The 13,545-nt window shown below is 72.1% G+C and carries 8 protein-coding genes; 7 read left to right on the top strand and 1 reads right to left on the bottom strand.

The window, feature by feature from the left end; genetic code table 11:
• Positions 1-20 precede the first annotated feature (20 nt).
• The gene (locus ACIF8T_RS15260; RefSeq protein ID WP_400035079.1) at positions 21-1,250 is read left to right on the top strand and encodes a S8 family serine peptidase; all 1,230 of its coding nucleotides are present in this window, start codon (positions 21-23) and stop codon (positions 1,248-1,250) included.
• A 125-nt stretch (positions 1,251-1,375) separates the two neighbouring features.
• Here the strand turns inward: ACIF8T_RS15260 and eccCa are convergent, their stop codons facing one another.
• Positions 1,376-5,320, bottom strand: coding sequence for a type VII secretion protein EccCa (gene eccCa / locus ACIF8T_RS15255; protein ID WP_400035336.1), 3,945 nt, complete (start codon positions 5,318-5,320; stop codon positions 1,376-1,378).
• 340 nt (positions 5,321-5,660) lie between these two features.
• On the opposite strand from eccCa, the gene eccD reads away from it, so the two are divergent.
• The 6 genes from eccD (at position 5,661) to ACIF8T_RS15225 (ending at position 13,541) form a co-directional block, all read left to right on the top strand.
• Positions 5,661-7,058: a type VII secretion integral membrane protein EccD gene (gene eccD / locus ACIF8T_RS15250; protein WP_400035077.1), complete on the top strand. Its 1,398-nt coding sequence runs from the start codon at positions 5,661-5,663 to the stop codon at positions 7,056-7,058.
• 17 nt (positions 7,059-7,075) lie between these two features.
• Positions 7,076-8,548, top strand: a complete 1,473-nt coding sequence (gene eccB / locus ACIF8T_RS15245) for a type VII secretion protein EccB (protein ID WP_400035075.1) — start codon at positions 7,076-7,078, stop codon at positions 8,546-8,548.
• A 379-nt stretch (positions 8,549-8,927) separates the two neighbouring features.
• Positions 8,928-9,272 (top strand): hypothetical protein, encoded by a 345-nt coding sequence (locus ACIF8T_RS15240; RefSeq protein WP_400035073.1) that lies wholly within the window; start codon positions 8,928-8,930, stop codon positions 9,270-9,272.
• Positions 9,273-9,340: 68 nt separating this feature from the next.
• Positions 9,341-9,661, top strand: coding sequence for a WXG100 family type VII secretion target (locus ACIF8T_RS15235; RefSeq protein ID WP_400035071.1), 321 nt, complete (start codon positions 9,341-9,343; stop codon positions 9,659-9,661).
• Positions 9,662-9,689: 28 nt separating this feature from the next.
• A complete protein-coding gene (locus ACIF8T_RS15230) occupies positions 9,690-10,136 on the top strand; it encodes a type VII secretion system-associated protein (RefSeq protein ID WP_400035069.1) in 447 nt (148 codons plus the stop codon).
• A 12-nt stretch (positions 10,137-10,148) separates the two neighbouring features.
• Positions 10,149-13,541 (top strand): AAWKG family protein, encoded by a 3,393-nt coding sequence (locus ACIF8T_RS15225; RefSeq protein WP_400035067.1) that lies wholly within the window; start codon positions 10,149-10,151, stop codon positions 13,539-13,541.
• Positions 13,542-13,545: the final 4 nt, after the last annotated feature.

The raw sequence follows: 13,545 nt of genomic DNA, 5'->3' as shown, positions 1-13,545 counted from the left end.
GTGTGCCTATCATGCGGATCATGCGGAATGTCATGAAAGGCCGGAGTGCGGGCCTCGTGCTGGCGGTCGCCGTGGTCCTGCCGGTCACCGCCGGTCCGGCCCTCGCCCTCCCGGCCGCCCCCGCCGCCCCGTCGGCGAGTCCGGGTGCCGGCGATCCGGGGGCCACGCTGCTGCCCCCGCTGCCCGTCCGGCTCGGCGAGGGCAACCCCTGCACCGGGGCCTCGGGGCAGACGGCCACCGGAGCGACGTGGTCGCAGACGGCGCTCGGCCTCTCCCGCGCCCAGCGGATCTCCCGCGGCGGCGGGGTGACCGTCGCGGTGGTCGACACCGGTGTCGCCACCGGCGTGCCCAGCCTGTCCGGCAGGGTGCAGGCCGTCGGCGGGGCGGCCGAGGACTGCGTGGGCCACGGCACGTTCGCCGCCGGCCTGATCGCCGCCGCACCGGAGAAGGGCAGCGGCATCACCGGGGTCGCCCCGCAGGCGGAGATCCTCGCCCTGTCCGGCACCGACGACCGCGGAGTCCCCTCCGTGGCGCGCGTGGCCGCCGGCATCCGGACGGCGGCGGACCGCGGCGCCCGGGTCATCTACGTCGGCCAGGCCCTGCCCGTCGGCAAGGCCGAACTCACCGACGCCGTCGCCCACGCCACCCGGCGCGACGCCCTGGTCGTCGCCCCGGCCGCCCCGGACGCCGTGCCCCGCGAGGAGCAGGGGCCCGACGGCGAGATGCCGGAGGGTCCGTACTGGCCGGCCGCGGCGCCCGGCGCGCTCGCCGTCGTGGACTTCGGCCCCGGCGGCGTACGGCAGCGGAACGCGCCGCCCGCCCACGAGCCCGACCTGTCCGCGCCCGGCAGCGAGATGGTCAGCGTCGGCCCCGAGGGCACCGGCCACTACATCGGTTCCGGGGCCTCGCTGGCCGCGGCGGGCGTCGCCGGCGCCGCCGCGCTCGTACGCGCCTACCACCCCGACCTCACGGCGGCCGAGGTCACCCGCCGCCTCCTCGACACCGCCTATCCGTCGGACACCCCCCGCCTGGACCCGTACGCCGCCCTGTCCCTGGTCCAGGACCGCGCGGAACCCCCCGCGCCGAGCGCGGTCCCCGCCCGCATGCCGGTCCCCGCCGACCCCGCCCCGCACCACCGCTCCCTGACGATCGCGGCCGTGGGCCTGGCCACGGTCCTCCTGCTCGCGGCCCTGGCCGCGGTCGTCCCCCGGGGCCGCACCCGCAACTGGCGCCCCCCGACCGCCCCCTAGCCCCACCCCCGCTCCCGCGGCCGGTCGTGCCCCAGGGGAGGCACCCCGCGAACCCCGGGCCGCGCCGCACCCGTGACCGGCCCGCCCCGCGGGGGGCAGGTCCTCACCCGTGGGGGACGGACGCCTCACGACGCGTCCCCCACGAGCCCCGTCTGCACCTGCAGGGTCTTCCGGCGGGCGATCCGGATCGCCCGCCCCGGAATCAGCTCCCGCCCCTTCACGCTCCCGAAGAGGTACCCCTCGCTCGGCGGGCACGACATCAGCAGCCCGGGCGTGTTGACCTCCTGCAACCTCCGCAGCAACGCCTCGTTGAGGCCACGCCCGGCGCCCGCCGACGACCGCGCCACCACCAGGTGCAGCCCCACCTCGTGCCCCAGCGCCAGATGGTCCAGGAGCGGGGCGAACGGCTGCGTCATCGGCCCGCCGCCCACCATGTCGTAGTCGTCGACCAGGATGAACAGCCGCGGCCCCTGCCACCAGTCGCACAGCCGCATCCGCGACGGGGCGATGTCCTCGCCGGGCACCCGCTGCTTGACCGCCCGCGCCGCCCCGTCCACCAGGTCCCGCAGCATGTCCAGGGACACGGCGTGTCCGAGCCGGTACGGCTCGGGAACGCTCTCCACCAGCTCCCGCCGGTAGTCCACCGTCATGATCCGCGCCTCGGCGGGCGTGTACCGCTCGGTGATGCCGCGCGCGACCAGCTTCAGCAGGTTCGTCTTGCCGCTCTCCGTGTCGCCCACCACGATCAGGTGCGGGTTCTCGGCGAAGTCGTGCCACACCGGCGCCAGTTCGTTCTCGTCCAGGCCGAGGGCGATCCGCAGGCCGTGCTCGCCCGCCGGCTCCGGCAGCTCCTCGACCGGCAGGCTCGACGGCAGCATCCGCACCCGCGGCGCGGTGGGCCCCGTCCAGTTCTCGCCGATCGCCGCGACCAGCCCCGCGACCCCGTCCGCGAGGTCGTCGGCGTCCTCGACCCCGTCCACGCGCGGCAGCGCCGACAGATAGTGCAGTTTGTCCGGGGTCAGTCCCCGCCCCGCGCTGCGCGGGATCGTCGCCGCCTTCCGGGAGTCGATCTGCGAGTCCATCGGATCGCCCATCCGCAGCTCCAGCCGGGTCCCGGTCTGGTCGCGCACCGAGGACGACAGCTCCACCCAGCGGGCGGTGGTGACCAGCAGATGGACCCCGTAGTTGAGCCCGCGGGCGGCCAGCGCGTTGAAGGTGGGGATGTGCCGGTCGAAGTCCTGGCGCACGGTGGCCCAGCCGTCGATGGCCAGGAAGACGTCCCCGTGCGGCTCGTCGGGGAACTCGCCCGCCGCGCGCCGCTTGCGGTACGTCGCCATGGAGTCGATGCCGTGCTCCAGGAAGAACCGCTCCCGCCGGGCGAGCAGCGTGGTGACCTCCGAGATCGTACGGCCCACCCGCTCGGTGTCCACCCGTGCCGCGACCCCGCCCATGTGGGGCAGCTCGTCCAGCGCGGCCAGTGTGCCGCCGCCGAAGTCCAGGCAGTAGAACTGCACTTCGCGTGGTGTGTGGGTGAGGGCCAGCGCGGTGATGAGGGTCCGCAGCAGCGTGCTCTTGCCGCTCTGCGGCCCCCCGGCGATGGCCACGTGGCCGCCGGCCGCCGACAGGTCCACGGTCAGCAGGTCGCGCAACTGGTCGAAGGGCCGGTCCACCACGCCCACCGGCACCGTGAGGCGCCCCCGCAGCGGCCAGTCCGCGGTGGTCAGGCCGTACCGCGGGTCGGGTGCCAGCGGAGGCAGGATCTGGTCCAGGGTGGCCGGCCGGCCCAGCGGCGGCAGCCACACCTGGTGGGCGGGCGGTCCCGCCCCGCGCAGCCGGTCGAGCGCCACCGACAGCAGCGTCTCCCCGCCGCCGTCCTCCTCGCCCCCCGGCCCGGGCTCCGGCGCGTCGGGCTCGCCCGCCGGATCCGGGTCCGCGGGCGCGCGCGGCACCACCCACTCCGCCGTCCACGGCACCACCTGACGCGCCACCTGCGCCTGCACGACGGCCCGGCGCCGCCGGTACGGGCCCGAGACGTACGCGGCCCGGAACCGGGTGAGCGCGTCGACGCCGCTCTTGAGGAAACCGGCACCCGGCTGCGCGGGCAGCTCGTAGGCGTCCGGCACGCCCAGCACCCCCCGGCTCTCCATCGCGGAGAACGTCCGCAGACCGATCCGGTACGACAGGTGGCTCTCCAACTGGTGCATGCGGCCCTCGTCCAGCCGCTGCGAGGCGAGCAGCAGATGGACCCCGAGACTGCGCCCGAGCCGGCCGATCATCACGAACAGCTCCATGAAGTCGCGGTGCGAGGCCAGCAGTTCGCTGAACTCGTCGACCACCACGAACAGGCTGGGCAGCGGCTGCAGCGGCGTCCCGGACTGCCGCGCCTTCTCGTACTCCAGCGCGGAGGTGTAGTTCCCGGCGGCGCGCAGCAGCTCCTGCCGCCGGATCAGCTCCCCGTGCAGGGCGTCCTGCATCCGGGCGACCAGCGCCACCTCGTCCGCGAGGTTGGTGATGACCGCCGAGGTGTGCGGCAGCTCGTCGAGCCCGAGGAAGGTGGCGCCGCCCTTGAAGTCGACGAGGACGAAGTTCAGCGTCTCGGAGGAGTTGGTCAGCGCCAGTCCCAGCACCAGGGTGCGCAGCAGCTCGCTCTTGCCGGAGCCGGTCGCGCCGATCAGCATGCCGTGCGGTCCCGTACCGCCCTGCGCCGACTCCTTGATGTCCAGCTCCACCGGCCTGCCCTCACCGCTCACCGCGATCGGCACCCTCAGCCGGGCACTGCCGGTCGCCCGCTCCCAGAGCGTGGCCGGGTCGTGCCGGTGCAGGTCGGGGATGTTCAGCAGCGAGGTCAGCTCGACGTCGTCGGCGAGCGGCCTGGAGTCGTCGCCGCCCACGCTCATCCGGTACGGGGCCAGCAGCCGGGCGAGCGCCAGCGCCCCCGCCGTGCCCAGCCGGTCGGGCCGGCCGAGCACCGTCGACTGCTCCTTGCGGTCGCGGTCGGTGCGCACCAGCGCGACACCGCTGTCGTCCACCTCCAGGCGCAGCGTGGTCCGCCCGGGCTTCCACGCGAGCGCCCCGGTCAGGTCGAGCACCACCGCGTTGCGGAACCCGTGGCCGTCGAAGCGGTGCCCCGCCGGCACCGTGCAGCCGTCGATCACGACGACCGTGTACGGCTCCTCCCGTCCCGGGACCGCGTCGGGGTCGGCGCCCGGCCGCTCCAGGAACTCGGCACCGAGCAGGTTCTCCAGTTCGGTGAAGGCCGAGGCGATCATGCGGGCCGGTCCGGCGCCGTCCTCCTCGTGCCGGTGCAGGCTGTGCGGCAGCCACTTCGCCCACTCCCACTCGGAGCGCCGCTCGTCCGAGACGCACAGCGCGATCCACAGGTCGTCGGGGGAGTGGAACACCGCCAACTGCCCGAGCAGGGCCCGGACCTGGGCGCGTATCCGCTCCTCGTCCCCGCGGAACAGCACCTTCGACCAGGCCCGCAGGTAGATCGCGACGGGCTGGTCCCTGACGGTGGAGTAGGCCCGGGTGAAGCTGCGCAGCGCGTGCGCCGACAGCGGCTCCAGGTCCTCGACGGGCTTGGTCGACAGCGGCGTCAGCTTCATCGCCAGCCGCTGGTCGCCCACGCCCATCCGCACCTCGGCGAAGTCCTCGTCCGAGGACCGCCGCTCCCACAGCCGGGTGCTGCGCACCAGCGACGACAGCGCGTCGGGCTCCGGGTGACGCCAGGCCAGGGCGCGCTGCTGCTCGACGATGGACGCCCGCACCATGCGCCGGGTCTGCCGCAGGTACCGCAGGTAGTCGCGGCGCTCCCCCTTCATCCGCTGCTTGCGCTCGCCGTTGCGGCGCATGACCTGACCGAGCATCATGCCCGCCGACGCGATCACCATCACACCGAGCGCGATGTAGATGAATCCGCCGCTGTCCCGGCTCATCCCCGGCCGCATGAACATCAGCATCATGGAGACCGACATCAGCGCCATCGGCAGATACGTCCACACCGCGGAGCTGTCCGGCACGACCTCCGGAAGTGTCGGCGGCTCCTGGAGACTCAGTTCCCCCGAGGGCATTTCCGGCCCTTTGCGGCGGGCCGGCCGGCGGAACAGGATCACGCTCAACGAACGTCCTCCTCAACGATTTCGGAAGGAATTCCGGGGAACCTCGCGGGAACGTCGCGGGTTTTCCGTAAAGAGTCAGAGTCCCGCGCTGCGGCGGCGGGAGAATTGCCGTGGGGTTCCGTAGCGCTGAACTCCCGGAGTGGTGTTGCGAAAAGCCCGGCGTACGGTCAAACTCGTCGGCGCATGCCCCGTCCGGCTTTTCCGTCGCATTCGGCGACCGACCGGCGTGCCGCTGCCACCTTCCAGCCACCGCGTATGGCGTGGTCCGCCAGAAAGTGTGAACCCCGAACCCATGAGTGAGATTCAGACGGCGAGCCTGTGCCGCGTCACCGTACGTGCTCCGGCCAGGACCGTCGACCTGGCCGTGCCCTCCGACGTTCCCGTCGCCGATCTGCTGCCCACGGTGATCGGCTACGGAGGGGACGGCCTGGAGGAGTCCGGCCTGGAGCACGGAGGTTGGGTGCTCCAACGCCTCGGCGGTCCACCGCTCGACCCCGAGAGTACCTTGGACTCCCTCGGTCTGCGGGACGGAGAGGAGCTTTATCTGCGGCCGCGCACCGAGGCGCTGCCCGAGGTGCACATCGACGACCTGGTCGACGGCATCTTCGACGGCATGGGCCGCAGGCCGCACGGCTGGAGCCCGGAGGCCGGCCGGCGGCTGCTGCGCGGACTGGCCGCGGCCACCCTCGCGCTGGGCATCGTGCTGCTGGCCATGCCGGGAACGCCGGGCTGGACACGGGCCGTCGCCGCCTCGGCCGCCGGACTGCTGCTGATCGCCGGAGCGGGCTCCGCCTCCCGTGCCGTCGGGGACGCCGGAGCCGGCTCGGTGCTCGGCCTGATGGCGGCCCCCTACTTCGCCCTGGCCGGCTGGCTGCTGCCCGGCGGCGACCTGGGCGGCGCCGACGGCGAGGCCGTCCTCGGCGCGCGGCTGCTGGCGGCGTCCGCGGCCGGCGGCGCGGGCGCGGTGCTCGCCCTGGCGGCGGTCGGCGTGTACCCGGCGCTGTTCATCGGCGCGGCCTGCGTCGCGGCGGCGGGCGCGCTCGGCGCCGCCCTGATCACCCTGGACCTGGCGCCGGAACAGGCGGCCGGCGTGGTGGCCGTCGTGGTGGTGCTCTTCGGCGGGTTCGTCCCGTCCCTGTCGTTCCGGCTGGCCGGCATGCGGATGCCGCCCCTGCCGACCAACGTCCAGCAGCTGCAGCAGGGCATCGACCCGTACTCCTCCTCGGACGTCGACGCGCGCTCCGCGCTGGCGGACGGCTGGATGACCGCCCTCTACGGCGCCATCGGCCTGGTGTGCCTGCCCTGCCAGGTGGCGCTCATGGCCGCGCCGGGCCTCGCCGAGATCCTCACCGCCGTGGCCCTCTCCCTGCTGTTGCTGCTGCACAGCCGGGGGCTGGGCAACGTCTGGCAGCGGCTCGCGCTGACCTGCGCCGGGGCCTGGGGCGTGGCCCTGCTGCTGTTCGTCTCCGCGCGCTCCCTCGACCCGGCGGACCGGATGGTCCTGACGGCCGGCCTGATGGGGCTGGCCGCCGCGATCACCATCGCCTCGTGGACCGTGCCCGGACGGCGGCTCGTCCCGTACTGGGGGCGCGCGGCCGAACTGCTGCACTCACTCGCCGCCATCAGCATCCTGCCGCTGACGCTCTGGTCGATGGGCGTCTACGGCTGGCTCCGCGGCATCAACGGCTGACCCGGGAGAACGGCGACATGCACAGCAAGCGCGACCAAGTACAGGCGCACCTCTTCCTCATGGGGCGGTTGGCCTCGGCCATGCTGCGCGCCGAACCGGACGCCCCGGAGAGCCCGCTGGGCAGGACCAACCGCGGTGCCGCGATCGGCGTGATCGTCGCCGTGCTGGTGTGCGCCGGCGCCTTCGTCTTCGGGCTCATCAAGCCCGGCGGCAACGACTCGTGGCGCTCGGGGGAGAACCTGATCGTCGACAAGCAGACCGGCGCGCGCTACCTGTACCTGGACGGGCGGCTGCGCCCGGTGCGCAACTACGCCTCGGCCCGGCTGGTCACCGGCGGCGACATCGGCGTCACCACGGTGGGCACGTCCTCGCTGGCCGGCACCCCGCACGGAACACCCGTCGGCATCCCCGACGGGCCCGAGGCACTGCCGGGGACGGGTGACCTGGACCGCGCCCCCTGGCTGGTCTGCTCCGGCGTCCTCCCGCGGACGACGGGCGTCGTCACGGCGACCACGACACTCGCGCTGGGCGCCGGGGCCCCGCGGGACGTGCCCGGCGGCAGGCGACTGGGCGAGAACGAGGGCGTGCTGGTCGCCGGCCCGGACGACGCCACGTACCTGCTGTGGCAGGGCAGCCGGCTGCGCCTGGACGAGCGGGCGAAGGCGGCCGAGGCCCTCGGGTACGGCGACGTCACGCCGCGTCCCGTCTCCGCGGCCTTCCTCGACGCCTTCCCGCTGGGACCCGACCTGGCCCCCGCCGAGGTGCCCGGCCGGGGCGACGAGGGCCCCGAACTGGCCGGGCGGAGCACCAGGATCGGGCAGCTCTTCAAGGTCGGCGTACCGGGCTCCGCCGCCCGCCACCACCTGCTCACGCGGGAGGGGCTGGTCCCCCTCACCGACACCGGGGCCACCCTCCTGCTGGGCGACCCGCGGACGCGGGAGAAGGCGTACGGCGGGGACGCCGCGACCGTGGCGACGCTCGGCGCGGACACCCTGGCCGGGCACCTCGCCCCCGAGGCGCGGAACGCGCAGTCGGCGAAGCTGCCCGCGCAGCCGCCGGCGGCGGTCACCGTCGCCACCGGCTCCGTGGCCTGCGCCGAGGTCGACTCCGCGGACTCCGGCGTACGGGTGGGTGCCTCGGTGCTGCCCGCGAGCGCCCTGCCCCGGACCGTGCAGGCGCCGGCGCCCGAGGTCGAACCGGGCTGCCTGAAGGTCGACTCCATCGCCGTACGGGCCGGAAAGGGCGCGCTGGTCAGGGCGTTGAGCGCGAGCGGCAGCGCACTGGGCGACACCACGTACCTGGTGACGGACGAGGGCGTGAAGTACCGCCTGCTGTCCCAGGAGGCGGTGACGGCGCTGGGCTACGAGGGCGTCGAGGCGCGGACGATGCCGTCCCCGATGCTGGCGATGCTGCCCAGCGGCCCGGACCTGACCCCCGAGGCGGCGTCCGAGGGCGAGGCACGGGTGACGCTGCGGTGCCCCGGGCGGTAGCGGGCGGGAGGGGGACGACCGGGCCCCGCCGGCGGCCGTCCGGAAGGGAAATTCTTCGCGTCCGCGTGGTCACTCCACGTTAAGCCGGACACCCGGCGGGCTCCGGCGGACGGTGCCGATGCCCGATCTGTCCGGCCGGAATCACCGTGCCGCTCACTTGAGCGGCGCATATTCCGGGTCATTGCTCAATTGAGCTCCCGAATAAGGGACTTCGCGGTTCCGGTGGTAATTGCCAAACAAGTTGCGGCCTGCATAGCATCTGGCCACCCCATGCCCCCGGTGAGTCGGTCGTGATCGCAGGGGCGCTCTGTCTGCCCACGGAGTGAGGTGGGGGCCGCAGCCCGGTGAGTGTCGCCGAAAAGGGAGTTCTCTCATGGCCATGCAGCAGTCCGAAGAACGCGCGACCCGTAACGGGATCATGGCGCTGGAACAGGCATTCTCCGGTGTTCAGCGCTGTCAGCAGGACGTCCAGACCACGGCGCACACGCTCGCCTCGAATTACGGCGGCGTGGACGGCGGCAAGTACAAGAGGTTGCTGGAGCAGTGGGACGAGCACGTCGACACCATCCTGGTCAACCTGGACCGGATGGTCGACGAGCTCAACGGCACCCTGCGGGAGCACGGGCTGGTGCAGGGATCCAGCAACGACGCCATCGACGCGGAGTACTCGCGCTCCACGCAGGTGTTCGACGAGCTCAACGGCACCAACACGTCGTCGAACTGATCCCGGCGCACCCGACAGACCCCGAGCCTTTCCACTCTCGTCGTTCTCCCGGTGAATAGAGGAATCCGATGGACTTCTCCGACGGCTACATCTACGTCGACTACAACCATGCCGAAGGCGCGGCGGACGACATGGTCAGCCAGTCTCAATCGATCATGAGCATTCTGGCCAACCTGGAAATGGAGCTGGCCGAACTCCGCAACAGCTGGATCGGTGACGACCGGGACGTCTACAGCGAGGTCCAGGCGAAGTGGGACAACGCTGTCCAGAACATCAAGGACCTGCTCGCCAAGCACTCCCACCTGCTCACCGACATCTCCTCCAACTACCGGTACACGGAGCAGAACCTGTCGCAGCGGTGGGGCGACATCAGGATCGGCAGCCGCTGACGCCGGCCGGTGACGGAAGGGTGATCGCGTGGCCGTCACGGTCCTCGACAGCACATTCCTGAAGAACTTCATCAATAACCAGATCGACGGCTTCCGGACGACCCTGGAGAACATCCTCAAGGACAGTCCGACCGCCGGTCCGGCGATCACGTTCATCGCGGACAGCATCTCGACCACGACGATCGACTCCGCGAAGCCGCTCGTCATCGGCCTCATGGCCGGCGAGAACAGCGCGGCCGGCGGGGGAGCCCTGAACAAGGTCATCCAGCAGGGCGCGGGCGAGGTCGTGCGCATCCTGGAGGACCAGACGGTTCTCTTCGAGGACCTCGAACAGGCGTTGTGGGACACGATCGACGAGTTGGCCAAGGCCCAGGGCAAGAATCTCGAGAACATCACCCCGGACGATTTCATGGACATCTTCGAAGATGTCGACAGTGATCTCGGAAATTCCGGTGGCACCCAAGAGGAAGAGTAGCGGAGTTCGGCGATGGCCAACCCCGAGGACAACAACAACGACAACTGGAAAAAAGCGGTTGACATGCTCACCGGCTATGTTCTGCCGGAGCGGAAAACGTTGTTCGACGATCTGAAGGGTAACGACGGCATCCCGCTGATCCACGTCCGGCTGGACAAGCACGGCGGCCCGGAGTACTCGTCGGGTTTCCTGTCCTCGAGCGGCTGGAAGACGCACAACACCGACTACACCATTCCGTTCTACCGCCCCAGCGACGACTCCCAGGACGTGTCCCCGGGGAAGTACCTCTACCGGTACCGCGCCTACATCACCTTCCTCGCGTCCGGCCAGGACTGGCCGCCGAGCGGGGACGACGTGATCCCGGACTACACGAAGACGAGCGAGCGCCTGAAGGACAAGGGCGGCTGGAACAAAGAGGGCGAGAAGCTCGACTGGAACACCAACGCGCTGGTCCGGTACGTCTACGGCTCCAGGGACGCCCTCTCGCAGCTCACCATGTGGCCCTACTCGACCCACGGGTACAGCAACCGCGGCTACCCGGTGAACGACGCCGACTACGTCGACCTGCGCACCTTCACGGAATCGGCCAAGGCCTTCGACCGGGTCGTCAAGTTCTTCGAGGACAGCGCGGTCACCATCGGCACCTGGGACACCGAGAACATCGGAGAGGGCAGCGACTCCTGGGACGGCACGTCGGCCGCCATCTTCAAGGAGCTCATCCACAAACTGGCCCGGAACTACGAGGGCTACGCCGACCAGCTCAACGGCAAGGGCGGCGACACCAGCGCCGTCACCATCGACGGTGTGACGGTGACCTCCGAGCCGGCCCGGGCGCTCGCCGAGGCCCAGGGGGTTCTCCTCGCCCAGGCGCAGAAGCTCTACGACGCCTGGAACGCGTGGAAGGCCGAGAGCAATCCGCAGCGCTGGCTCTACGACATGCTGCAGAACGCCCGGCTGGCCCTCTTCGACACCCAGTACGACAAGACGGACATCGAGACGGTGTCCAGCGGCTCCGGTCCGTACACCTCCTGGCACAACTACGTGGTGTCGACCGCCGGTTTCCAGAACGACATCGTCATCGAGGGCAAGTCGTACGGCAAGCCGAGCGAGATGACCACGTGGAAGGCGATCGCCGACGAGGCGGTGCGCCGGTGGGAGCAGTCCGTGCAGGACTGGCTCAGCACGGCGGGCGCCGAGGCCATCGTCGAGATCCACAAGGCGTTCAAGGCGGCCGAGAAGGCGTTCGACACCAGCATCACCGACAAGGACGACCGCCCCCTCTCCGAGATCTCCGCGGACGCGGAGGCCGACGCCGAGAAGAAGAAGGCGGAAGCCGAGGCGGCGGCCGCGAAGGCCGAGGCGGAGAAGGAGAAGGCGGAGGCCAAGGCCGAGCGGGAGAAGGAGAAGGCGGAGGCCGAGAAGGAGAAGGCCGAAGCGAAGGCGGAGGCGGAGAAGGAGAAGGCCGAGGCCAAGGCGGAGGCGGAGAAGGAGAAGGCGGAGGCCAAGGCCGAGCGGGAGAAGGAGAAGGCGGAGGCCGAGAAGGAGAAGGCCGAGGCCAAGGCCGAGCAGGAGAAGGAGAAGGCCGAGGCCAAGGCTGAACAGGCCGCTGCCAAGGAAGAGGCCGAGAAGGAGAAGGCCGAAGCGAAGGCCGAGCAGGAGAAGGAGAAGGCCGAGGCCAAGGCCGAGCAGGCTGCCGCCAAGGAAGAGGCCGAGAAGGAGAAGGCCGAAGCCAAGCAGGCTGCGGCCGAGCAGCAGGCGCTCGTCCTCGCGCAGAACCAGAAGGCGCAGGACGAGGCGAAGAAGGAACGGGAACGGGCCGCGGCCCAGGCCGAGGCCGACCGCGCCGAGGCCAAGGCCGATCAGGAGGCCGCCAAGGCGGAGGCCGCCGCCGAGAAGGAGAAGGCCGAGCAGGAACAGGCCCGGGCGAAGGCGGAGGCCGAGGCGGAGCAGGAGGCCGCGAAGGCGGAGGCGGAGAAGGAGAAGGCGGAGGCCAAGGCCGAGCAGGAGAAGGAGAAGGCCGAGGCGAAGGCCGAACAGGCCGCCGCCAAGGAAGAGGCGGAGAAGGAGAAGGCGGAGGCGAAGGCCGAGCAGGAGACAGCCAAGGCCGAGGCGAAGGCCGAGCAGGAGGCCGCCAAGGCGGAGGCCGCCGCCGAGAAGGAAGCCGCCCAGCAGGAACAGGCCCGGGCGAAGGCCGAGGCGGAACGCGAGCAGGAAGCGGCCAAGGCGGAGGCCGCCGCCGAGCGGGAGGCCGCCCAGCAGGAACAGACCGACGCGCAGGCCAGGGCGGAGGCCCAGCAGGAGGAGGCCCGCCGCGAGGCCCTGCGGGAGCAGCAGCAGGCCAGGCTGGACGCCCAGAACGACAGGGCCGACGCACAGGCCGACTACGAGCAGCAGAAGGCCGAGGCCCGCGCCGAGCGCGACGCCGCCCTCCAGGAGGCCGACCGCCAGGAGGCGGCGGCGCGGCAGGAGTACGAGCAGGAGAAGGCCGAAGCCCAGGAGCAGCGGGACCAGGCGCGGCAGGACGCCGAGCAGGAGCGGGCCGAGGCACGCCAGGAGTACCAGCGCGAGATCGCCGCCGGCACCGACCAGGACGTGGCCCGCGAGGAGTACGACCGGCGGATCGCGGAGATCGACGCCGCCGAACGGGAGGCCCTGGAACGGGCGGACGCCGCCGAGGCCGAGGCCAGGAGCGAGTACGACCGGGCGAAGGCCGACGCCCAGGCGGACCGGGAGGAGGCCCGCACCGAGGCCGAGCAGGCGCGCAAGGACGCCAAGTCCGAGTACGACCAGCGCATGCGCGACATCCAGGCCGAGTACGACCGGATCAACGCCGATCAGAAGGACATCGACGAGCTGATCCGGCAGCGCATCGCCGACCTTCCCGAGCCCCCCGACCTCTCCGCCTACGACCCGGGCGGCTCCGCGGGCCCGGCGGGTTCCGCGTACTCCTCCGTGTTCGACGACAACCTCTACAACCAGGACGACCTCGCCTCGGCGCTCGGCCGTCCGCAGGGCAGCGACGCCCTGGTGGACGCCTCCGCCGGCGGCACCGGCACGGGAGCGGGCTCGCCGGGGATGTACCCGCCGATGATGCGCGGCGCGGGCGGCGAGGCCGGCGGCACCTCCGGCGAGCGCACCAGGACCGTCATCGAGCCCGGGGTCGGCCGCTCCGGCCGGACGGCCGCCGCCACGCCGACCGTCGACGACGAGGAGCACCGCGTCGTCCCCAGGTCGACGCAGACCAGCAGCAGCACGCCCTTCATGCCGCCGATGGGACCCATGGGCGGGGCGGGGGAGAGGCCGCAGACGGAGAGCGGGGACAGGGAACGGACCACGTGGCTGGCCGAGGACGAGGACGTCTGGGGCACCGACGAGGGCGGCGCGCCGCAGGCCCTGGGACGCTGAGGAG

Origin of the sequence: Streptomyces sp. NPDC085946, assembly GCF_044540485.1 — a bacterium.
Classification (GTDB): domain Bacteria; phylum Actinomycetota; class Actinomycetes; order Streptomycetales; family Streptomycetaceae; genus Streptomyces.
The sequence above is the reverse complement of the archived record's forward strand: the minus strand, read 5'-3'. Positions and strand labels throughout refer to the sequence as shown.